This is a genomic window from Nostoc sp., from assembly GCF_036917535.1.
GTDB lineage: Bacteria > Cyanobacteriota > Cyanobacteriia > Cyanobacteriales > Nostocaceae > Nostoc.
The window spans coordinates 27,506-49,442 of record NZ_JBALDA010000036.1 but is presented as its reverse complement, the minus strand read 5'-3'; the positions used below and the strand labels follow the sequence as shown (position 1 = coordinate 49,442).

20 protein-coding genes are annotated in these 21,937 nt (G+C 42.7%); 12 read left to right on the top strand and 8 right to left on the bottom strand.

The window, feature by feature from the left end:
• The first annotated feature begins 157 nt into the window (after positions 1-157).
• From V7K56_RS12515 to V7K56_RS12490, 6 genes are all read left to right on the top strand, one after another.
• On the top strand, positions 158-508 hold the full coding sequence (locus V7K56_RS12515) for a YtxH domain-containing protein (RefSeq protein ID WP_334910850.1): 351 nt from the start codon (positions 158-160) through the stop codon (positions 506-508).
• Between the two features lie 11 nt (positions 509-519).
• A complete protein-coding gene (locus V7K56_RS12510) occupies positions 520-1,059 on the top strand; it encodes a DUF948 domain-containing protein (RefSeq protein WP_334910848.1) in 540 nt (179 codons plus the stop codon).
• The gene (locus V7K56_RS12505; protein ID WP_334910846.1) at positions 1,046-1,315 is read left to right on the top strand and encodes a hypothetical protein; all 270 of its coding nucleotides are present in this window, start codon (positions 1,046-1,048) and stop codon (positions 1,313-1,315) included. The genes V7K56_RS12510 and V7K56_RS12505 overlap by 14 nt, the downstream gene beginning before the upstream one ends.
• Positions 1,316-1,416: 101 nt before the next feature.
• Positions 1,417-2,226, top strand: coding sequence for a TPM domain-containing protein (locus tag V7K56_RS12500; RefSeq protein ID WP_334910845.1), 810 nt, complete (start codon positions 1,417-1,419; stop codon positions 2,224-2,226).
• A gap of 97 nt (positions 2,227-2,323) precedes the next feature.
• A complete protein-coding gene (locus V7K56_RS12495; protein WP_334910843.1) occupies positions 2,324-2,953 on the top strand; it encodes a precorrin-8X methylmutase in 630 nt (209 codons plus the stop codon).
• Positions 2,954-3,059: 106 nt separating this feature from the next.
• Positions 3,060-4,478 carry a right-handed parallel beta-helix repeat-containing protein gene (locus V7K56_RS12490; protein WP_334910841.1) on the top strand — a complete coding sequence of 473 codons (1,419 nt, stop codon included), beginning with the start codon at positions 3,060-3,062 and terminating at the stop codon, positions 4,476-4,478.
• A 176-nt stretch (positions 4,479-4,654) separates the two neighbouring features.
• Here the strand turns inward: V7K56_RS12490 and V7K56_RS12485 are convergent, their stop codons facing one another.
• The 4 genes from V7K56_RS12485 to V7K56_RS12470 all read right to left on the bottom strand — a co-directional run bounded on the left by V7K56_RS12485 (position 4,655) and on the right by V7K56_RS12470 (position 9,000).
• Positions 4,655-5,341, bottom strand: a complete 687-nt coding sequence (locus tag V7K56_RS12485) for a phosphate ABC transporter permease (RefSeq protein WP_334910839.1) — start codon at positions 5,339-5,341, stop codon at positions 4,655-4,657.
• A 40-nt stretch (positions 5,342-5,381) separates the two neighbouring features.
• The gene (gene dapB, locus V7K56_RS12480; protein WP_334910837.1) at positions 5,382-6,218 is read right to left on the bottom strand and encodes a 4-hydroxy-tetrahydrodipicolinate reductase; all 837 of its coding nucleotides are present in this window, start codon (positions 6,216-6,218) and stop codon (positions 5,382-5,384) included.
• A 767-nt stretch (positions 6,219-6,985) separates the two neighbouring features.
• Positions 6,986-7,756 carry a 3-methyl-2-oxobutanoate hydroxymethyltransferase gene (panB, locus tag V7K56_RS12475; RefSeq protein WP_334910836.1) on the bottom strand — a complete coding sequence of 257 codons (771 nt, stop codon included), beginning with the start codon at positions 7,754-7,756 and terminating at the stop codon, positions 6,986-6,988.
• A 137-nt stretch (positions 7,757-7,893) separates the two neighbouring features.
• Entirely contained in the window at positions 7,894-9,000 is a 1,107-nt protein-coding gene (locus tag V7K56_RS12470) for a ligand-binding sensor domain-containing protein (RefSeq protein ID WP_334910834.1), read from the bottom strand.
• Between the two features lie 826 nt (positions 9,001-9,826).
• Here V7K56_RS12470 and V7K56_RS12465 point away from each other — a divergent pair.
• From V7K56_RS12465 to V7K56_RS12450, 4 genes are all read left to right on the top strand, one after another.
• Complete coding sequence (locus V7K56_RS12465; protein WP_334910832.1) at positions 9,827-11,257, top strand: form I ribulose bisphosphate carboxylase large subunit; 1,431 nt, start codon at positions 9,827-9,829, stop codon at positions 11,255-11,257.
• A gap of 94 nt (positions 11,258-11,351) precedes the next feature.
• A complete protein-coding gene (gene rcbX, locus V7K56_RS12460) occupies positions 11,352-11,756 on the top strand; it encodes a RuBisCO chaperone RbcX (protein WP_334910830.1) in 405 nt (134 codons plus the stop codon).
• Between the two features lie 46 nt (positions 11,757-11,802).
• Positions 11,803-12,132, top strand: coding sequence for a ribulose bisphosphate carboxylase small subunit (locus tag V7K56_RS12455; protein WP_334910828.1), 330 nt, complete (start codon positions 11,803-11,805; stop codon positions 12,130-12,132).
• 165 nt (positions 12,133-12,297) lie between these two features.
• A complete protein-coding gene (locus V7K56_RS12450; protein WP_334910826.1) occupies positions 12,298-12,924 on the top strand; it encodes a GDSL-type esterase/lipase family protein in 627 nt (208 codons plus the stop codon).
• 123 nt (positions 12,925-13,047) lie between these two features.
• Here the strand turns inward: V7K56_RS12450 and V7K56_RS12445 are convergent, their stop codons facing one another.
• Positions 13,048-15,654: a TonB-dependent siderophore receptor gene (locus tag V7K56_RS12445; protein ID WP_334910824.1), complete on the bottom strand. Its 2,607-nt coding sequence runs from the start codon at positions 15,652-15,654 to the stop codon at positions 13,048-13,050.
• A 101-nt stretch (positions 15,655-15,755) separates the two neighbouring features.
• Between V7K56_RS12445 and V7K56_RS12440 the strand changes: the two genes are divergently transcribed.
• Positions 15,756-15,920 (top strand): hypothetical protein, encoded by a 165-nt coding sequence (locus tag V7K56_RS12440; protein ID WP_334910822.1) that lies wholly within the window; start codon positions 15,756-15,758, stop codon positions 15,918-15,920.
• A 75-nt stretch (positions 15,921-15,995) separates the two neighbouring features.
• Here V7K56_RS12440 and V7K56_RS12435 read toward each other — a convergent pair whose 3' ends face one another.
• Together V7K56_RS12435 and V7K56_RS12430 are read right to left on the bottom strand one after the other, a co-directional pair.
• Positions 15,996-18,590, bottom strand: coding sequence for a TonB-dependent receptor (locus tag V7K56_RS12435; RefSeq protein WP_334910820.1), 2,595 nt, complete (start codon positions 18,588-18,590; stop codon positions 15,996-15,998).
• 129 nt (positions 18,591-18,719) lie between these two features.
• Positions 18,720-19,712, bottom strand: a complete 993-nt coding sequence (locus tag V7K56_RS12430) for a helix-turn-helix transcriptional regulator (protein ID WP_334910818.1) — start codon at positions 19,710-19,712, stop codon at positions 18,720-18,722.
• Between the two features lie 63 nt (positions 19,713-19,775).
• Here V7K56_RS12430 and V7K56_RS12425 point away from each other — a divergent pair, with 63 nt between their 5' ends.
• Positions 19,776-19,943 carry a hypothetical protein gene (locus V7K56_RS12425; protein ID WP_334910816.1) on the top strand — a complete coding sequence of 56 codons (168 nt, stop codon included), beginning with the start codon at positions 19,776-19,778 and terminating at the stop codon, positions 19,941-19,943.
• 81 nt (positions 19,944-20,024) lie between these two features.
• On the opposite strand, the gene V7K56_RS12420 is transcribed toward V7K56_RS12425, so the two are convergent.
• Positions 20,025-21,644 (bottom strand): TonB-dependent siderophore receptor, encoded by a 1,620-nt coding sequence (locus tag V7K56_RS12420; protein ID WP_334910814.1) that lies wholly within the window; start codon positions 21,642-21,644, stop codon positions 20,025-20,027.
• Positions 21,645-21,937: the final 293 nt, after the last annotated feature.

Sequence of the window (21,937 nt, the reverse complement as noted above, 5' to 3'; positions counted from 1 at the left end):
GCTTTGAATTACAAGTAATTAATAGTTTTGATATTAATTAATAAAAGCAACATTTCTGGGTGATATTTTGTCACCATAGATTAACTCAATAAAATCAGTTGAGTCTTGCAAGGAGAGAAAACCCACTTAAAATGGGTGTAAGGAGAGAAACAATAAGATGTCTAATAACCGTTCTGGAGTATTTTTTGGCGGTTTGATGCTAGGAGCTACCATCGGTGCTTTAACCGGTTTACTCGTGGCTCCACGCACAGGGCGCGAAACGCGTAAAATTTTGAAAAAATCTGCCAATGCTATCCCAGAATTGGCAGAAGATTTATCAATGAGTGTGCAAATTCAGGCAGATCGTCTCTCTGCTAGCGCATTACGAAATTGGGATGACACTTTAGATAGATTACGGGAAGCGATCGCAGCAGGTGTAGATGCCAGTCAGCGAGAAAGTCAAGTCTTGAAGCGACAAACATCTGTTGAAAACTCAGATTCACTTTCCCAACAATTAGAACGCTCATAAATGACACAACCGTGATTGAACCCCTGTTTTGGTTGGGACTTTCCTTACTTTTAGTTGCCACAAGCTTGACTGCGGTTTTAGTGGCGGCAATACCGGCTTTGCAGGAGTTAGCACGCGCGGCTCGCAGTGCAGAAAAATTATTTGATACTCTCTCACGGGAGTTACCACCCACTCTAGAAGCTATCCGCGTGACTGGCTTAGAAATCACTGACTTAACTGATGATGTCAGCGAAGGCGTAAAAAGTGCTAGTCAGGTTGTGAAACAAGTCGATCAAAGTCTTGATACTGCAAGAATTCAGGCTCAAAATCTGCAAGTAGGTACACGCAGCATCATTATTGGCGCGAAAGCTGCTTGGAAAAACTTCACGCGCCAAAAACCCGTAAGGCGAACCAGCGATCGCTTGCCAAGTAATGAAAAACCACCACTAACGTTGCGAGAACGAGAAGTGCTCAGGCAAGAAAATCGCCGAATCAAAGCAGAAGTATACCACGCTAATGACGGTTACAACGATGCTGCTAGCTGGGAAAACAATTTTGATGACGAAGATTGAATTAGGGCATTGGGCATTGGGCATTGGGCATTGGTATTTGAAAACTCTTTCCTATTCCCTAGAGCGTGTTTTCAAACCCCAAATTAGACTTAATTTTAGGTTGGGTTTTGTTCCTCAACCCAACATTTACTTTGTTTTGTTGGGTTGCGCTTCCCTACGGGAGGCTACGCTAACGCTTAACCCAATCTACGTTTCCTGCCCAATGCCCCAATGCCCCATGCCCAATACTCAAAAACGCTTTGCTTTGATCCCCTAGATTAAAATAAAGTAAACAAGTGTAAAGGACTATGATTTTTCTAGTACTCTTTTAAAACAACTTGTTCGCTTTTACCGTTGATATATTGTATAAAAACGTTCATGCAATTTTGTTTTTGGCGACGAATTCTAGTATCTATTGCAATATTTTTCCTGGCTGGGTCAATTTGGGTGATGCATTCTCCCCCAGCACTGGCTTATGACAATCCTGAGTTACTTCCTGACACCTTTACTCCAGTTGTAGATCTAGCTAAATCTCTGCCTGTGCTGCAAGAAGAAAAGCTTGTCAAAGATTTAGAGCAGTTTGAAGCTGACACAGGCTGGAAATTGCGAGTCTTAACCCAGTATGACCGCACCCCAGGTCGCGCGGTTATAAAATATTGGGGTTTGGATGACAAAAGCATTCTGCTCGTTGCTGATTCTCGTGGCGGTAACATCCTCAGTTTTAGCGTCGGTGATGCTGTTTATAAACTTTTACCCCGGACTTTCTGGATAGAACTACAAACCCGTTTCGGTAATTTGTACTTTGTCCGAGAAGAAGGTGAAGACCAAGCCATTCTGCAAGCCTTAGAATCGGTTAAAGGCTGTTTGCTTAAAGGGGGTTGCAATGTTGTCCCCGGACTACCACGAGAGCAGTGGATTCTCACCTTGATCACCTCAGTTATTGGTGGGGTTATTTGTGGATTTGCAGCTCAACCCCGCCAGAAAGGACAAGTTTTTGCTTGGCAATGGGCTTTAATTTTCTCACCTTTGTGGGGAATCTTGTTTATTGCCTTCGGCATTGGGCCAGTTGTGACACGCACAAGCGACTGGTTGCCTTTAGTTCGCAATATCTCTGGGTTTATCATTGGCGTCTTGGTTGCCTACCTATCTCCTATTTTCAGTCGAACTTCTTCGAGTAATGAGTTATGAGTGAGTAGTTAGGAGTCAGTAGTTTTTAATTAACTCTTAACTCCTAACTCTCTGAAGCTGATAAGCTGAAAGCTAATATTTGAGAAGCTCGACAAAAATGGAATGGCACGTAACTGATGCTCAAAGTTTAGCAATCATTGATAGTGAAATTGGTGATCATGTCTTTTCACCCGCAGAGTATGAGATTGTGCGTCGGGTAATCTACGCCACGGCTGACTTTGAGTATAAGTCTTTGATTCGCTTTTCTGAGCGTGCCTTGCAAGCTGGAGCAGCAGCACTAGCCGCACGTACCACGATTGTGGTAGATGTGCCGATGGTACAAGTGGGTATTGCCTACGACATTCAAAACACCTTTGCGAATCCGGTGTATTGCAGTATGGAAGCTCTAACACGCCCTCAAAAAGAAAAAACTCGCGCAGCATGGGGAATAGAAACTTTAGCAAAACGTTATCCAGAGGGCATTTTTGTAGTGGGTCAAGCGCAAACTGCACTGACTGCACTCGTGGATTTAATTGAAGCTGAGGAAATTAGACCTGCTTTAATAATCGCAACTCCAGTGAGATTTGTAAATATTGATGAAGCTAAGAAGCGTTTACAAGACTTTCTAGTGCCTCACATTACTATTGAGAGTCGCAAAGGTAATGCAGTTGTAGCAGCTGCGATCGTTGATGGATTGGTAGACTTAGCTTGGCAAGCCTATGGACAAGATAGAAATCGGGGGAACTAGAAAAGTCGGCTCTATCATACCCTTGATGCCAAATAGTATTTAAAAGGACTGACATATCCTGATATTATATTTTTGTTAAGTAGTGCCTATAAAGGAGCCTTTTGTTGTGGTAATTCGAGGTTTCAGGTTAAGCGCATATCTTGCAATTCCCGTGGTATTAGTAGGTCTTTTGGTTGAGCGAGAAAGAATAAAAGGATATTTAGTTGAAAACATTCCTCAGATATTCACTAACAAACAAATTACCCTATCTAGCCATCAGCTAATCAGCAGTAGGGCAACTCCGAAAACATACTATGTTAGTGGTACTGGAAATGACAAAAATAGCGGACTCTCTAGTTCATCCGCCTTTAAAACAATTCAAAGGGCAGCAAATCTGACTAACCCTGGCGATACAGTATTGATTATGAACGGAGTGTACAGGAATGCAAAACCAGGTGGGGATGTAGTATCTATTACTCGCTCTGGAACAGCAAATGCATGGATTAAGTATAAAGCATATCCTGGACATCGGCCGAAAATTCAACATAATGGATGGCATGGAATTTTGATTAACAAGGGAGCATCATATATTGAGATAAATGGGTTGGAGGTGATAGGAAACAATGCCAACATAACCCTTGATTATGCGATGAGTCAGAAAACTAATAAACAAAACCCGCTAACGAATGGAAACTGTATTAATGTAGATGGTCGAAAAGATGGTCGTAGTCATCATATAAATATTGTCAATAACAAGGTACACGGGTGTGGAGGAGCAGGCATTTCTGCGATTGAATCAGACTACGTGACAATAGATAATAACGAAGTGTTCGATAATGCCTGGTACAGCGTTTATGGTTGCAGTGGCATTTCGATGTTGAACAATTGGAATTCTGACAACAAACGGGGATACAAGATGCTTGTTACTAACAACAAAACCTACAACAATCGGATGTATATCCCTTGGATTGCAGTTGGAAGGATTACAGACGGTAATGGCATTATTATTGATAGTTCTAGAAATGATCGCAATAACTCAAAATTAGATGCATATAAAGGATATACTTTAGTTAAAAACAATCTTGCATTTAATAATGGTGGATCGGGTATTCATGCATTTTTAAGCGAACATGTAGATATTGTAAATAACACAGCTGTTTTAAACAATCAGACTCCAGAACTTAATGGCGGACAAATATTTGCTCATACGTCATCTGACGTCAAAATTCTCAGGAACATTCTCTACGCTTTTCCTGGGAAAAATATTAATAATAAGACTAAAAATAAAAATGTTATTTATGATTATAATATCTACATCAATAGTTCTAAAATAAATGTTAAGGGGCCTCACGATATTGTTGCAGACTCACAATTTTTAAACAAGTATCCTACTCTCAAAAAAGTATCTGGCGATTGGAAATCACGCTTAGATAAACAAAATCCGCCTACACGGTCTTATGTAGAATCTGAGTCGGCAGGTATTGCCTGTGGGGCAGTGACTTATCGTTTGCAAGGAAAACTCATTAAAGTGGGATGCTCTCGTTAGTAACAAGGCAGGAGAGATTTATCCCAAATCTAAATGCTCGAACCTCTTGGACGACCATTGAGAAGTTTTGCAGTTGAGAGCAAACTGCCGAGATATTTGCGATATTCGGCTCGTAATTATTAAATGACTTCCACCCTGCGTAGATGCAAGGTGTAGGTCGTCTACTAATTACCTCTTCAATCTTCTACTCTACGACGCTGCCGACGCGGCTTTTGTTGTTGGTCTTCACGCAAGCGGCGACCGACTTCGTTAAAGAAATCCCGCCGCAGATAAGGATAATCGCTAACCCACAGGTCACGATTAGGAAAGTATATATCGCTAAATTCTTCAATGCTGCTCAAATCTGGGCGATTTGACATCACTACCATTTCTGCAATTTGACCGCGAGTAATAACTTTGTGGGCAGGACGCAATGGTGCTACAAACTCAATGCTAAATCCTGTATTATCACCTATCTCTAAATTTATCTGTTTTTCTCGATTTTCTACAATCACCAATTCGCCTTTGTTGTTGACTGTTTCGGTTTTACCCATCAATTGGTCTGTAATCCACCAATCTAGGACTCGACCACGGAAAAAGCCGCCGTACTTGTAACGGCGGCATTGTAAATTCCGCATACTTGCTTGAAACACTGGATACCACAACCAAAAAAAAGCGCCAATTACCCCGAACACAAATACTATTGAAGCAAACTCAAGCTTGAAAATAATTGTTACAAGCAAAATAACAACTACCGCAACTACAGAAATTAATAGCCGTTGCAAAAAATTTGAGAACTTCCCCCAGTAGTACTTGTACTGCAAACCAGTGGCAATTAGGGGGACAACTTGTTCAAATTTCTGGCGAGTCAGTGGTACTAACATGAGTCCTAAGTAATGAATGCCCAATAGTGTATTTAAATTTTTAAAGTATCTTTTCTAATCCATATACTAACGACTTTAGCGTTAAGACTTTGCGAATCGCTAGTAGCACTCCTGGCATATAACAAGCGCGATCGCTCGTATCATGTCGTAAAGTATAAATCTGCCCTGCTGCGCCAAAAATCACTTCCTGATGGGCAATCAATCCCGGCAAGCGGACGCTATGAATTCTAATCCCTTCATCTGCGATACTGCCCCTCGCTCCTGGTAATTTCTCCGTTTCTTCTACAAGAGCAGGGTTAAAAGTTTTACCCAACTCTCCTAATAACTGCGCTGTTTGAATGGCAGTACCGCTGGGAGCATCAGCTTTTTGGTTGTGATGCAGTTCAATAATTTCCACATGGTCAAAATATTTAGAAGCTGCAATCGCGGCTTGCTGCAACAGTATCATCCCAATGGAAAAATTAGGAATAATTAGACAACCAGTGCTAGCTTTGTCGGCAAAATCTGCCAAGTCTTGAATTTGTTCTGGACTTAACCCAGTGGTGCCGACTACAGGACGAATACCGTAAGCGATCGCACTGCGAATATTGTCATAAACTGAATCGGGATGGGTAAAGTCTACAATCACCCCTGGAGGAGACTGTCTGTCGCCAGCCACATACCCCAACATCGGTTCTAATTGATTGGTAATCGGCACTTCCAAAGGTTCGCTTAAACCTGCCAACTCCCCAGCGTCTTTATCTTGATGTTCCAAACTGTAGTCAATTGCACCCACGAGGTTTAAGTCAGGCGCTTGCGCCACCGCCTTAATCACTTCACGGCCCATTTTGCCAGCAGCACCGTTGACAATAACCGGGATAGGAGCTTGATTTGTCATAGGTCGAGAAATACTTTTTGAGTCAACAAAGGAATTGTAAAGACTTTGGCGATCTAGTAGCTAGCTTCTCAAATCTTTGGCTTAATTCCACTTATCCAAAATTAGACAGCTAATCGCTTAGTTTTTCTACTCCCTAAAATATCGGTTCTTGTTTTCATTGGACTATCTTAGCCAGTAACCCCTTTTATTTGCCGATTCGTACTGCTTTGATAGGTAGTTCTTATAATGTATATCAGCTTTTGTTTGTCAAGTCTAGTTGACCATTTGTAATATTATTGTTATATTTATTTACATAGCTTAGTAAAGCCCAAAAGTAAGCTGCATAGCTAAAATTGCACCTTGTCTATTACCTATATAGTTTTGGTTGCATTAGGTGTTAACTAAGAAAAACAGACTTCGGTTTTGCAATATTCCATCGACATTTGGACTTCTCCCATCTACCTCGGCTATCAAGTCGGGGTTTTTTTGTTCTCGATTAGCACCCAATACGGTTCAGTTAAGGCTTAATTCTTTATCAAAGTAATTATTTTGCGGAGCGGCTTGCCGCAGGCTACCGCAAAGGCGCAAAGAACGCAAAGGAAGAGAAGAAAGAAATGTTTAACTGAACTGTATTGGATTAGCACCTTATTTCTTAGGACTTACGCAAAATAATGAAAAAACGTAGACGCGCCAGTGGCTTCCTTGCAGGGTACCGCCAAGGATGCAAAGGACGCAGAAAAATAAGAGTTTTAGAGAGTTATTGCGTAAGTCCTGTTTGTTTAACTTTTCTAAGGAAACTTTCGCTCTCGCACTTCCCCTGCATAATCTTGCACGGCTTTGGTAATCGTCTGGCGCAAATTTGTGTAAACTTTAGCGAATGGTGGATGCTTCTCGGCAAGTCCAAGGACATCTGAGGTAACTAAAACTTGTCCATCGCAGTGAATTCCCGCACCGATACCAATTGTGGGAATAGTCAATTTTTGTGAAATCTGCATTGCCAAATCTGCGGGGATATGCTCTAACACTAAAGAAAATACACCCGCTTGTTCGAGAGCGATCGCTTCTTGTAAAATCCTCTCACTGGCTTCTTGAGTCTTTCCTTGTTGTCGCAAACCCAGTTGATGTATTGATTGCGGTGTCAAACCCACATGACCCATGACCGGGATTCCGGCTTCTACTAAACGAGCTATAGTTTGGGCGATCGCTGGATAGCCACCTTCTAATTTTACCGCTTGAGCGCCCGTTTCCTTTAGTACCCGTCCAGCTGAGTGCATCGCTTGTTGAAGACTTTCTTGATACGTCAGAAATGGTAAATCTACAACTACTAATGCCCGTTTAACCCCACGGCGCACAGATTTTGCGTGATATATAATTTCATCCAAAGTGATTGGCAGTGTTGTTTCATACCCAAGAACTACTGCCATAGAGTCACCTACGAGGATTAAGTCTACACCAGCTGCGTCGAGGAGTTGAGCGATCGCATAATCCCAGGCGGTCAACGCGACAATTGAACGTCCCTGTTGTTTCCATTGAATTAATTGCTGGGTAGTGATTGCCATTTTTTGAGTGCTGAGTGCTAAGTAGTGAGTGCTGAGTTAAGAGTAGAGACGCGATTAATCGCGTCTGTCCAAGAGTTAGGAGTGAGGAGTTTTGAATTTAAAAAATTTTTAACTTATAACTCCTAACTCTTAACTAATCATTTAACGGCGCGGCTGAAAGCAATATGGGGTTTTGCACTGTCCGTTTTGGGCATTAACCAAGCTAGACCTTCACTAGTACCAATCCATAATTTATTGCCGATGTCAGGTGCAAGGGTAATAACCCGACTAGAAGGAAGTCCAGCAACTTCTGGGTCTAATACAGCTCCTGTATTTGGATTTAATCGTAACAAACCATTATTAGTCCCGACCCAGACACTACCATCTTTTGCAAAACGTACCGCTGTCACGTCACGCCCACGCAGACGAGTTACAGACCGCAACACTGCACCAGTCTTTGGGTTAATAACTAGCAAATTATTTGGCATTCCCGCCCAAATTAACCCTTCTGGACTAATAGCTAAAGCTTGTACAGTCGTCCCTGGTAAATCGGCTATTCGCTTCATAATCGCAGCACTAGCAGTATTTACCCGCACCAATCCATCAAGAGTACCAACCCACAGTTGACCTTCAGCATCTAAAGTCAGGGCGTTGGCGCTGACACCAGGCAGATTTTTTAATGTTGTCATAATCAAGCCTTGGTCGGGACTAATCAGAGCTAAACCGCTATCGGTTCCAGTCCATAAATAACCCCGTTTGTCAACTAACAGTGACAATACGCGTTTAGAAGGTAAAAATAAATTTTGTGCAGTGATTTCGTTAGTGCGGGGGTCAACTCGAACCAGTCCCTCATAACTTCCTACCCACAAACGTCCTACTTTGTCTTGGGCTAAAGCACCAATGGCAACATTTGGTAAGCTCACACGAGAAATAATCTTGCCGGTTTTAGGATCAATCCGCGATAATCCTCGCCAAGAACCTACCCAAAGATTACCCGTAACATCTCCTAGTAAGTTACCAACACGATAATCAGTTTTTGGCGAATTTTCTTCAACTCCCCGCTCATCAGGCAAAGGTTCTACTCGCGGTGGCGGTGGGGAAAGTGGGTAAGCGGGGGTTACATCGGATGAATTAATGTCTGGGGTTTTTTGTGCCCATCCTATATTTGGCAAAGCTATCAACCCCAGCAAGATAGAAGTAATTAATAAACTAGTACGCTTGTAAAACAATACCACGGTGACATTTCCTTTGAAGACAGTACCCATAGCATTTACCTAAACTGGCTTTGGGTTAATTTCAGTGTTCCCTTAGCTGGGATTTTTTAAACATTGGGTATTGGGCATTGGGTATTGGGTATTGGGCATTGGGCATTAGGAGTGCTGAGTTAGGAATTCTCCCTTCAGCTCCTTATCTCCCCCATGCCCTATGCCCTATGCACCATACCCACGTACCATTGATGACATTTTGTAAAGCTTTTTTAACAAAAAGTTTAAATCTTTATGTAATAACAAAATTAAATAGATAAGTTAAAAACTTTCAAAGAATAACTTATCGAATTCTTGATATATTGTGGAATAAGTTACAAATTACGTGGTGTGCAATTTTTTATCTTTACGTTCACGACTCTGCTAAATCTGTGTCAAATAAATTATTTTCTGGTATCTTTATCTATCAACGGAGAAGATATACGGAGTGTAGAGGCGGGAATGAGTGCCAGCCCAATCCCCTGAATACACCGATTTTTAGGGAAATTATCTAAATCAAGCCGCAAAAAGCGGAAGTTTTGGTGAAATTGAGAAGGTTTAGTTAGGTGCGAAGAAGAGGTAAAAAAGAATTTTGATTTGTAGGAAGAGGGAATAGTAGAAGTGCTAGGTCGTGTACCCCTAGAAGGGTATAACACTGGTGAGGAGGGCTACCACCGCTACCAAAGTGTCCGCCGCAAAAAAAGCTACTACCCTTTGCCAAAAACAACCCTTAACAAAAATTTTTCCCGTTCTTTTACCCGATGAAGAGGAAAAAAATGGGGTGAGGGGAAGTTGCACAAAACGTGATTTGATAATTAACAAGAGTGATTTCAGGGAAGGATAAAATATGTCTTACGCTCAAACGAGGACTCAGTCGAAATCTGGGTATAAAGCCGGGGTTCAAGATTACAGACTAACTTATTACACACCCGATTACACACCAAAAGATACAGATATTTTGGCGGCATTCCGGGTTACACCCCAACCTGGAGTTCCCTATGAAGAAGCAGCGGCGGCGGTAGCGGCTGAGTCTTCTACTGGTACTTGGACAACCGTATGGACAGACTTACTCACCGACTTAGATCGATACAAAGGTCGTTGCTACGATATCGAACCAGTTCGCGGCGAAGAAAACCAATTTATTGCTTATATTGCCTATCCTCTGGATCTGTTTGAAGAAGGTTCCGTAACCAACATGTTGACCTCGATTGTAGGTAACGTGTTTGGTTTTAAAGCCTTGCGGGCACTGCGTCTAGAAGACTTACGGATTCCTGTAGCTTACCTCAAAACCTTTCAAGGCCCTCCCCACGGTATCCAAGTTGAGCGCGACAAATTAAACAAATACGGTCGTCCCTTGTTGGGTTGTACTATTAAACCCAAGCTCGGTCTGTCTGCTAAGAACTACGGACGCGCTGTATACGAGTGCTTGCGCGGTGGTTTGGACTTCACCAAAGACGACGAAAACATTAACTCTGCACCATTCCAAAGATGGCGCGATCGCTTCTTGTTCGTTGCTGAAGCTATCCACAAATCTCAAGCAGAAACTGGTGAAATCAAAGGTCACTACTTGAACGTTACCGCCCCCACCTGCGAACAAATGTTGCAACGGGCTGAGTACGCTAAAGAACTGAAGATGCCCATCATCATGCATGACTACCTCACCGCAGGTTTCACCGCCAACACTACACTGGCTCGTTGGTGTCGGGACAACGGTATATTGCTGCACATCCACCGTGCGATGCACGCCGTTATCGACCGTCAAAAGAACCACGGTATCCACTTCCGCGTTTTGGCTAAAACCCTACGGATGTCTGGTGGCGACCACATCCACACCGGTACAGTGGTTGGTAAATTAGAAGGTGAACGTGGTATCACAATGGGCTTCGTTGACCTGTTGCGCGAAAACTATGTTGAGCAAGACAAGTCTCGCGGTATCTACTTCACCCAAGACTGGGCTTCTATGCCTGGTGTAATGGCAGTTGCTTCCGGTGGTATCCACGTATGGCACATGCCCGCACTATTAGAAATCTTTGGTGATGACTCCGTGCTGCAATTTGGTGGTGGTACTCTCGGTCACCCCTGGGGTAACGCTCCTGGTGCAGCCGCTAACCGCGTTGCCTTAGAAGCTTGTGTTCAAGCTCGTAACGAAGGTCGCGATCTAGCTCGCGAAGGTAACGACGTTATCCGCGAAGCCGCTAAGTGGTCTCCTGAACTGGCTGCTGCTTGCGAACTTTGGAAGGAAATCAAGTTTGAATTCAAGGCAGTTGATACTGTTTGATGTCAAGTTAAAAGGTAAAAGTAAAAGGTAAAAGAAAATAGTCATTCCTTCTTTTACTTTTGACTTTTTACTTCACTATGGGCTGGGGTCAAGCATGAATCTTAAGCAAATTGCGAAGGACACAGCCAAGACTCTCCAACGCTACCTAACATATCAGGCGCTGAAGACAGTACTGGCACAGCTGAGCGAAACTAATCCTCCCTTGGAACTTTGGCTGCATAACTTTTCCGCCGATAAAATTCATGATGGAGAAGCATACATTGAGCAACTGCTCCAACAGAAGCCAGATTTGGCGTTGCGAATCATGACTGTTAGAGAACACATTGCCGAAGAAGTTACAGAATTCCTACCGGAAATGGTTCGCACTGGCATTCAGCAAGCCAATATGGAACAACGTCGCCAGCATTTAGAACGGATCACGCAACTCAATTTAGCAAACCCTGGCCCTGAATCAGAACAGCAAGCAATCTCAGAGCCGAAGGATAACTCATCAAGTTAGTCGGTCAAATCTACTAGTAAAAAATCGCAACCCATCATCAACAGCTATGCAAACTTTCTCAAAAGAGCGTCGTTACGAAACCCTTTCTTATCTTCCTCCTCTTTCTGATGCTCAAATTGCCAAGCAGATTCAGTACATCTTGAGTCAAGGTTATATTCCAGCGGTTGAGTTCAACGAGACCTCTGAACCGACAGAATTGTTTTGGACAATGTGGAAGCTGCCTTTGTTCGGTGCTAAATCTACTCAAGAAGTACTAAGCGAAGTTCAATCTTGCCGTTCTCAATATTCCAACAACTATATTCGTGTTGTGGGTTTTGACAACATCAAACAGTGTCAAATTCTCAGCTTTATAGTCCACAAACCCAACAGATACTAAAGTTGGCAAGCTTTAAGTAATTTGTTGATTACAAATAGGAGAGGTGGAGTTATCTGCCTCTCCTATTTCCTAGCTTTTTTTGAAACGCAGAGGGACGCAAAGGAAAACGCAGAGAATAACTCAACGCTCCTTTGTGTAAACCTCTGCTTTTTTAAAATATAAAAAATGGAATTACAGCATCTGCCGGAAGTAAGAATTTGCTTTGTTGGTGACTCTTTTATTAATGGTACTGGCGATCAAGAATGTCTTGGTTGGACAGGGAGAGTATGTACAAATGCTAATAAAAAAGGTTTTGACATTACTTACTATAATTTAGGAATTAGACGTGATACGAGTACTGATATAGCAAAGCGTTGGTTACAGGAAGTATCACTGCGATTACCCAAAGAATATGATGGCAGAGTTGTATTTTCTTTTGGATTGAATGATACAACATTAGAAAATGGTAAAACTCGTGTGGATTTGGCAGATTCTATCAAAAATGCCCGTGAAATTTTAAGTATTGCTCAAAAATTATATCCTGTTTTGATGGTTGGGCCTGCACCCTATGCAGAACAAAAAGATAGTCAAAGAAGGCAGAGGAACATCGATTTAGCTCAACATTTAGCTTTAATTTGCAAAAAAATAGATGTACCTTATTTAGATGTTTTTACTATATTAGAAAAATCAAATATCTGGATAGATGAAGCAAGAGCTAATGATGGCGCTCATCCAAGAGCAGGAGGTTATACAGAATTTGCCCAAATTGTAGAAAATTGGGACGCTTGGTTAAATTGGTTTCCTCTGACTTAATCGAACATTCAAAGTTAGGAAAGTATAAATATTTATTTTTTGAGCGATCGCCTCAAATCTCCTGTCAGCATCGGTTTAGTTATACTATACACACATATCGACTGATCTTGGTGACGATGCTCATCAAAACTGCACCGAAATCGTTCCCACAACACTAAAAGGTGCGCCAGGAATTACACCTAAGCGATCGCTATTTGGTGAGCCAAGATAATATTCTGTGTCGAACAAATTACGGAAGTTCAGTTGCGCTCGCCAGTTCTCCCGTCGGTAGAAAATTGAACTATCGAAGCGAAGATAGCTAGGAATCTCGTAGGAGTTGGCAAGGTCGCCAGCGCGATCGCCTACATAATAAACACCTAAACCAAATCCCAAGCCTTTTAAATCTCCTCTCTGAAGCTGATAAGTTGTCCATAAACTGGCAGTATGACGGGGCGCATTATCAAACCGATTTCCTACAGGAGTACTATTGTCGCTACTAACAAAAGCATTATTGTAGCCATAGGCAGCAATCACATTTAATCCTGCTAAAATTTCACCTGATACATCTAGTTCAATCCCTCGGCTTTTCACTTCTCCAGTCAAAATATCGAAGGCTGAGTTATTCGGATCGGCTGTAGGAATATTAGTCTTTTTAATGTCGTAGAAAGCTAGGGTTCCACCAAATTTGCCAAAGTCTAGTTTGGTTCCCACTTCATATTGTGTTGACCGTTGTGGTGGTGGAATATCCCCACTTTCTAATGTGGCAAAACTCGGCTCAAAACCTTTTGTAAAGGAGGCATACAACGATACAGGTTGTGAGGGTTGGTAGACAATCCCGACTCTGGGATTGAAAGCAGTGAAATTGGCTTCGGTGGGTGTTGAATTCAATCGGTTAAATTGATTTCGTTGAAAACTGTCGAATCGTCCACCTAGCAATAACTTCAAATTATCAGTAAAAGCAATCTGGTCTTGGAGGTAAAAACCATAAGTTGTATAGTTTTCATCACGGTTATTGGTAATAGGAAGTGTGTCCAGAGAATATCTGTCAGGAGAACGAATGGGATTAAAGATATTAATCGATGGATACGAACCACCTGCACCAACTGCAAACTTCAAGTCTGTGTTAATTTCCTTGCCATACTCAAACCCAGCTAACAACTTATGCTCTATCGAACCAGTCTTGAAGTTACCCAGGATATCTAAATTATTGAAATAACTGCGGTAAAGACCTTCCGCAGCATAGGTACGACGCGTCAACTCTCCCGTTGTTTCATTCAAACCTGCGAATATTGGATAGAGGCGACCGAGATTAAACCACTTAGCAAAGAAAGTATTGCGAACTGACCAATTCTGGTTCAACTGATGATCTAATGTGGTAGTTAAGTTATACTTGCGAACACTATTTTTACCAAAAGGTTCGTTTATCCCATCGGTTTCACTGAAATAGCGCGAAGTTGGAATCGCTGCAATTCCACGACCAATGGAGGGAATACCTTGATCGACCGAAGTATCAGCATCGATAAACTCAAACTCCACTGTTAATTTTGTCGCGGGTGAAATGTTCCACTGCACAGTTGGCGTAAAGAAATAACTCTCGCGGTTGACTCCATCACGGAAACTGAGGGTTTGCTCGTAAGAGCCGACAAAGCGATATAAAAGGGTTTTATCTGCGTTCAACGGCCCAGAAATATCTAAGGAAGGTCGATACAAACCGAAACTACCCGCCGAGAATGATAAGTTGTAGTAAGGTTCGTTCAGTGGCTTTTTCGTGACTAGGTTGACAATTCCACCAGGAGAACCTTGTCCAAATAAAACACCCGCAGGCCCTTTTAATACCTCAATCCGCTCTAAATTATCTGTCGTAACCAGGTCATATTGAAAAGGGTTTGCGCTACCATTTTTAAAATAGCTATCAGTACCAAAACCACGAATATTAATTTGATCGGTAACGCCTTGATAGGCAGAAGCGTTGACACCACTCACATTTTCCAATGCTTGATAAACTTGGGTAACAGCACGGTCTTCAATTATCTGGCGGGGAATAACTTGAATCGAAGCCGGAATATCACGTAAAGGAGTGTCTGTCTTGGTTGCAGTTGACGCATCCTGTGCGCGATATCTATCTTGTTCACCCGTCACCACAAGCTCAATCGGCTGATCACCACTAGCTGATGGTTCTGGCTGTGTCTGATTTTGCGGTTGTTGTGTTTGCGGTTGCGTCGGCTGTTGCGCTGTTTGTGCAGTACTGACTACGCTGAAAATCAGACCCTCATTGGGACTGTCAAACAATTCGACAGTTGGCACACTTGTCTCACCTGTCACTGTCACCCGGATAGTATTGGCATCAAAATTTGTTACCGTTATCTGCGTAATACCCGCTATTGGTTTTTGGGAACGAAATGTAAATCCATCGCCACTAAGCAGCCTTAGTTGAGCATTGGGAACATCTACAACAAAGTTATTGCCAGAACTGCGATTTACTAGTTGTAATTGTTCGCCTTTAATTGTCTGTAAAATCACCTCCACACCTTTATCGATGGGATTTGCTTTAACTCCAGTAACTTGCACAACTTCTGATATTGACGACTGCACTAAAATTTCGGCGCTAGTGAGCGGAAGTTCGATCTGGCGGGTACCAGGGATATTAGCGATCGCAGATTTCTGCTGTTGCGTTTGTGCCAACCCAGGCCTAATGCCCAATACGAACAAGGTGCTTACCATCAACACCACTTGTTGCAATTTATTTATCATCACTCCACACACCTAACGTCGAAGAATTTGAAAAAATTTGGACAATCAAGAATCTTTCTCAAAAATCTTACCTAGAATCCCGCTTTTTCACAAGTCCTGCGATGTCTGTGACGGGTTACGCCTACGCATTCCACGTAACCTTTATGAAAGAATATGCTTCTGGCATTATTGAATCTTTAGGAGAATATAGGAATTTGAGCGATCGCCCCAACTTGATATTATTTCCTCTCCCTGAGACGAATGGTCATACTCTCAACTGTTGTTAAGAAATAGTGTCTCTTAGCATAAACAGCGACCAACAAACAACCGAGCAAAGCATTAACCAAAAGCTGAGGCTCCCGTCAAAACTCCCAAGAAATTGTCCCCTGCACCGTCAACGGATCGCCATAATAAAGATTCAGCCGATTGCCCTGAGAAGATTCTAAATAGTCAACGTTAAACAAATTCTTAACATTAACTGCTGCCCGGAATCTATCTTGCTTATAGAAGATAGCCGCCTCAGTCAGGAAATAACTAGGCAAAGTGTACGTATTCTCCAAGTCTCCTTGACGTTCTCCAACGTAGAATAACCCCAAGCCTAAGCCCAAACCTTTGAAGCCACCGGATTGGATTTCGTACGAGGTCCATAAGTTAAACGTGTGTTTAGGGACATTATCCAGTGAGTTACCAACTGGATAATCATTATCTTCAGTAATTCTTGCATTCGTGTAAGCATAACCTGCAATGATGTTCCATCCGGATAAGATTTCACCAGCAAGACTGAGTTCAACCCCGTTACTGCCTTGCTCTCCGGTTTGGATGGAGAAGTTAGGATGCTGTGGATCGCTGGTCAAGACATTGGAACGTGTTAAATCGTAGTAGGCAAAGGTTGCAGAAAGTTTATTGTTGATATCTCCTTTAATGCCAACTTCATAGGAAGTGCCACGTTCCGGTTGGAATAAACTGCCATCAAAAGCCTTTCCACCGTTGGGGGTAAAGGAACGACTGTAGTTAGCATACAGCGAAATTGCGGGAATCGGTTGATAGACTAGTCCAACACGGGGACTAAATGCATCATCAGAAGACGTGTCTTTGGTATTATTATTCAGCTGATCTATGCTCTTGTCGCTGAAGGTATCATATCGCAAACCCAATAGCAGTTTCAGATTATCAGCCAGTGTGACCTGATCTTGAACATAAATGCCCCATGTATCTGATGATTCGGGGCCCTTTCTGCTACTAGTAATCAGACCTGGCTGACTACCGTATACTGGGTTAAACAGGTCAATGGGAGCAATTGGGCGGAAATCATCCTTGGTAAAACTAGTAGACTTGATGAAATTAACACCTGTGACAAGTTGATGCCCAATGCCGCCTGTGGCAAATTTACCTACCACATAAGTGTCAATATTATAGGATCTGATATCATCTCCTCCATCCCCTTGGAAGGCTCGATCTATAGTACGCTTATCGTCCTCTAATGCAGTGGCATAGACCCAATTTTTGAACCGTTGAAACGACGTATATCCAAAAGCATTGCGTAGCTGCCAGTTAGAGCTAAAACGATGTTCGAGATCGTAACCAAGGCGGAGAGCACTTGTATCATATGTAGCAAATGGCTCCAATACGTTACGATTGCGCGGGATTTTTCCATTTGGATTGGGTAGAAGAGTCCCCTCAATGGGAAGACCAGAAAAACCCACCTTTTGGGGTCGAACCTGATATTCGCCGGAAAAAGTAACCTTGGTGCGATCGCTGATTTGCCAGGAAACAACAGGTGCTACAAAGTATCTTTTTTGATCGTAGAAATCTAGGAAACTTTCGGTTGTCTGACCCGCGAGGTTGAGACGATACAACACCGTCTTGCTGGGATTGAGTGGACCACTCAAGTCTATTGCACCGCGATAGAAGTTAAAGCTGCCAGCAGAGGCTTCCACTGCTGCGTATGGTTCGCTCAGGGGTTGTTTGGTGACATAATTAATTATCCCTCCCAATGAACCCGAACCGTAGAGAACTGAGGCAGGTCCTTTGAGGACTTCAACTCGTTCGATACCCGCCGGATCAAAACTCTGCCATGCAGAACCCGTGTCTTTCAACCCGTTTCTGAGGATATCAGTGTAAACATTAAAGCCTCGGATCAAAACACCTTCAAAAGCATCACGGCTTGATGAACCACCTCCCTGTGTAACACCCGGTACATTTCTAACGGCTTCTGCCAGGTTTCTCGCCTGCTGGTCTTGTAGCACTTGTCGAGGTACTACTTGAATCGACTGGGGAATATCACGCAATGGAGTATCTGTTTTAGTCGCAGTTGAGCCATCTGTAGCGCGATACCCATCTTGCTCACCCGTCACGACTAACTCAATTGGCTCATCACCACTAGTTGAAGGAAGACTAGGCTGTGTCTGGTTTTGCGGTTGCTGTGCTTGCGGTGTTTGTGGTGGCTGTGGTGGAGAAGTCGCCGTCGCAGTGGAAGCTACCGCAAAAACCAGCCCAGCATCATCATCAAATAACTCAACCGTGGGCAAAGTTTTCTCACCTACCACTGTCACCCGCACAGTATTTGCATCAAGGTTTATTACCGTTATTTGTGTAATTCCCGCAAGCGGTTTCTCGGAACGAAATGTATAAGTATCGCCCGATGGTAAACGCAATTGCCCGCCAGAGACATCGACAATAAAATTATTACCAGCACTGCGATTTGTAACTTGCAGTTTAGTCCCGACAGTTGTCTCTAAAATTATTTCCACACCTTTATTAGTGGGATTTGCCTTAACTCCTGTGATTGGTACTATTTCTGATGCAGGTGTTATTTGTGGTATAGACGATTGCACTAGTAATGGTTGGGTATTTGATTTCACTTGTGCTGACACAGGCACAATAACCGAAATATTCAAACATCCTGATATCAGTGCCAGCCACAACTGAAAACCCTTAGATAACCACCAACTCTTCATCACAACTCCTCAAACATCAACTTGCTGAACCTGACTTGATTGATAATGAATAATTCTTATCAAGAAGCTTACAGGAATGCTTTAGTGTGTGAAAGTGAATTATGGTCGTTAGAGGGAATTTTTTGAACGCTAACGGGAATTCTTTCGGATAGTTAGGTATTCTTTAGGATTAACTCCAAATTTTTTTCTAAAAGCAGATGCAAAATAACTGCGACTAGCAAAACCCACTATTCGCGCTACTTCTACAACATTCATATCTCCTGTTTGCAATAGTTGTCGTGCTTTTTCGAGGCGGTAGTGATGTAAGTAGTGAAAAGCAGTTGTACCAAAGGTGAGACGGAAACCCCGCTTAAAAGTACATTCATTCAAACCTACTTGTCGTGACAAATCTACCAAAGAAGGAGGATTGTCAAGATTTTGTAATAAAATTTTTCTAGCGTGGTACAGGCGTTCTAAATCATCTGATTTCAGAAAAGGAGTCGAATTTTTACCTTTTTGCGCTTCTATCTCTTGTTCCACTAATAACGCCATTAGATCCAAAACTCTTGCTTCCAAGTACATGCGTTTAGTAATGCCGTAGTAAGGACATTGTAAAATTTGCTGTAAGCAGGTTTGCATCTGAAGAGTAATTTTTCCAGAATTTTGGTAATAAATCCGATTTTCTGCTGCAATTAAATGCTGTAATTCTGTTGGTAAATCTCCCGATTGATCGCCAATAAATGAACGAAAAACCTCTGGTTCTATGTGAACATTAATTTCTATCTGCTGTCCTGGTGATGATTTACAATATTCTTGCGGTGCAATTCCACTACCGTAAAAACTATATTCTTTGGTATTAACAGAGAAAGATGGAATTGTATAACTTCCACAGAGTTGAAAATTGTATTCTAGGGGATGTTCCCGTTCCGGAAGATGAATAATTATTCTATCCAAGTTGTGGTAGTTGCCAATATTTAACTCGATTCCTTGCCGTAGCCAAATGAATCGTGAGTAGCCTTGACCTAATTGCTGAGGATACTTGCAGATAATGTCTAAGTCATCATTAGGGTCAAATTTACTGATATTATCGGCATTTTCATCAAAGAGTTCCCAGTAAGCTTGGTGTGAAATTGTTACTACCATTACCTATATGCTGCATTTAAATGAGAATTATATTTATTAAGCATACAGATAATGTTGGCAATAATGAATCAGGTAAGAGCGATCGCTGAAGTTAGGCAATTTCCGTTAATAAATCTACCGCTGCCGTTGGTTTCGACTCCCTTCTCTACGAAAGGCTGCGCCAACAGCTCCGCTCAGGGCAAGTCGCTCAACCAACTAAGGAATCGAGAGTTGAGTGAAGCGATGCACTGACTTGCAAGCTATCGCGCCTACAAGTTGCACTTTCTGGAAACCGTAACCCTTGATATATCGACAATGCTTTAGAAGCTCCCGTCAAAACTCCCAAGAAATCGTACCCTGTACTGTGAACGGATCGCCATAGAAAACGCGATTTCGACTCCCGGCAGATTCAAAATAATCGATATTAAACAAATTCTTAAAATTGAGTCCCACCCGCAACCCCTGGAGTTTGTAGAAGATAGCAGCATCAGTACGGAAATAGCTGGGCAGTTGAAACGTGTTGGCTAAATCTCCCTGCCTGTCGCCTGCAAAGTAGAATCCCAAACCAAATCCCAACCCCTTGTAATTGCCCTGTTGAATTTCGTAGGTTGTCCACAGATTGATAGCGTTTTTCGGAACATTGTTCAACTGATTGCCCACCGTAAATGTATTGTCTTTGGTAATTTCGGCATCGGTGTAAGCATAGCCTGCAATCATGTTCCATCCCGGTAAGATTTCTCCTGTGACATCAAACTCAATCCCCCGGCTGCGCTGTTCGCCTACCAGAATAGAGAGCAATGGGTTATTGGGATCTTGGGTGGGCAAGTTGGTGCGAGTTAGGTCATAGAATGCCAGAGTCGCGGACAAACGGCTATTCAAATCCGCCTTGATCCCCACTTCGTATTGGGTACCACGTTCTGGCTCGGGTTGTGACTGACTGAAAAGTGATTCTTGTAGAAATGATTTGCTGTAGCTGGCGTAGAGGGAAATGGGTGGAATCGGTTGATAGACAATGCCAACTCTGGGACTAAATGCTTCATTCTGTTGGAAGTTACTAAACGCTGTGGTTAACTGTTGAAAATCATTACTGGCAATGTCGAAACGTCCACCTAACAGTACCTTGAGGTTGTCTGCCAATGTGATTTGATCTTGAACATAAATACCCAATGAGTCATTCCTGACACGAAGGTTTAATGGACTGATGGCAGATCCAGTTGGCTGACTACCGTATTGGGGATTGAATAGATCTATTGAAGCGATCGCTCGACTGAAATTGGTGGTAAAGGTATCCTCTCTGGATAAATTTAATCCTGTGACCAGTTGATGTTTAATACTACCAGTGGCGAACTTGCCGACAACATAAGTATCGAAAATGTAGTTATCGTCGTCGAATATCTGTTCGCCGTAAACTCGACCTAAGCTCCGTTTATCTGCTGCAAGGCTGGTGCTATAAACAGTTTTTCTATTTAAACGCAGAAATGAAGTGTGCAAGGCACTACGCACTTGCCAGTTGTCGCTAAAGCGGTACTCAAAGTTATAACCAACTCGATAGGTTTGATTATCGGTACCTTCAACTGAAGGTTCATCAACAGCGTGATTGCGCGGAATCTTACCATAGGGGTTTGGCAGGACAGTACCCTCTGCCGGAAGACCGGAATCATAGGTTCCCTGAAAGTCGTAATACTCGCCTGCCAAGGTGAGCTTGGCTTTGTCGTTAATCTGCCAGGTTAAGGAGGGTGCAACGTCGTATTGCTGTTGTTGAAAGAAATCAATAAAGCTTTCGGTTGTCCGGGCGGCAACACCTAAACGATACAGCACTGTTTTGTCGGCATTCACTGGACCCGATAGATCGATCGCCCCTCGATAAGCATTGAAGCTCCCAGCAGAGCCTTCCACGAAGTAGTAGGGTTCCCGCAGGGGCTGTTTTGTAATGAGATTAATAAGCTTGGTCAAAGCCATTCCTCAACGACATCGGCGCAATGCCTCAAGGTCGCTTTACATTTGAGCTGAGGCTTTAACTTGACACCAATGGCGTCTTGTCCGCCCCTAAGCAAAGGCTAACTTGACAAAAATTTTGAGTGCTTCTGGAACTCTAGCAGGGCAAAATGAAATCAATATAATAGTTAGCACAGGGGCAACATTGCAATAAAAAAAGTCCACCATCAGTGATTCGCAGCGTTTTTGTTGTTCAGACTACCTTTCGGTGGTATGTTTTACCCTGGTGATTTTCTGGCTATACTAGTGGC

Excerpts from the sequence above, each read along its gene's own strand:
- V7K56_RS12515 (WP_334910850.1), top strand. The coding sequence starts at position 158 with ATGTCTAATAACCGTTCTGGAGTATTTTTTGGCGGTTTGATGCTAGGA.
- V7K56_RS12505 (WP_334910846.1), top strand. The coding sequence starts at position 1,046 with ATGACGAAGATTGAATTAGGGCATTGGGCATTGGGCATTGGGCATTGG.
- V7K56_RS12500 (WP_334910845.1), top strand. The coding sequence starts at position 1,417 with ATGCAATTTTGTTTTTGGCGACGAATTCTAGTATCTATTGCAATATTT.
- V7K56_RS12495 (WP_334910843.1), top strand. The coding sequence starts at position 2,324 with ATGGAATGGCACGTAACTGATGCTCAAAGTTTAGCAATCATTGATAGT.
- V7K56_RS12485 (WP_334910839.1), bottom strand. The coding sequence starts at position 5,341 with ATGTTAGTACCACTGACTCGCCAGAAATTTGAACAAGTTGTCCCCCTA.
- dapB (WP_334910837.1), bottom strand. The coding sequence starts at position 6,218 with ATGACAAATCAAGCTCCTATCCCGGTTATTGTCAACGGTGCTGCTGGC.
- panB (WP_334910836.1), bottom strand. The coding sequence starts at position 7,756 with ATGGCAATCACTACCCAGCAATTAATTCAATGGAAACAACAGGGACGT.
- V7K56_RS12470 (WP_334910834.1), bottom strand. The coding sequence starts at position 9,000 with ATGGGTACTGTCTTCAAAGGAAATGTCACCGTGGTATTGTTTTACAAG.
- V7K56_RS12465 (WP_334910832.1), top strand. The coding sequence starts at position 9,827 with ATGTCTTACGCTCAAACGAGGACTCAGTCGAAATCTGGGTATAAAGCC.
- rcbX (WP_334910830.1), top strand. The coding sequence starts at position 11,352 with ATGAATCTTAAGCAAATTGCGAAGGACACAGCCAAGACTCTCCAACGC.
- V7K56_RS12455 (WP_334910828.1), top strand. The coding sequence starts at position 11,803 with ATGCAAACTTTCTCAAAAGAGCGTCGTTACGAAACCCTTTCTTATCTT.
- V7K56_RS12450 (WP_334910826.1), top strand. The coding sequence starts at position 12,298 with ATGGAATTACAGCATCTGCCGGAAGTAAGAATTTGCTTTGTTGGTGAC.
- V7K56_RS12445 (WP_334910824.1), bottom strand. The coding sequence starts at position 15,654 with ATGATAAATAAATTGCAACAAGTGGTGTTGATGGTAAGCACCTTGTTC.
- V7K56_RS12440 (WP_334910822.1), top strand. The coding sequence starts at position 15,756 with ATGTCTGTGACGGGTTACGCCTACGCATTCCACGTAACCTTTATGAAA.
- V7K56_RS12435 (WP_334910820.1), bottom strand. The coding sequence starts at position 18,590 with ATGAAGAGTTGGTGGTTATCTAAGGGTTTTCAGTTGTGGCTGGCACTG.
- V7K56_RS12430 (WP_334910818.1), bottom strand. The coding sequence starts at position 19,712 with ATGGTAGTAACAATTTCACACCAAGCTTACTGGGAACTCTTTGATGAA.
- V7K56_RS12425 (WP_334910816.1), top strand. The coding sequence starts at position 19,776 with ATGAATCAGGTAAGAGCGATCGCTGAAGTTAGGCAATTTCCGTTAATA.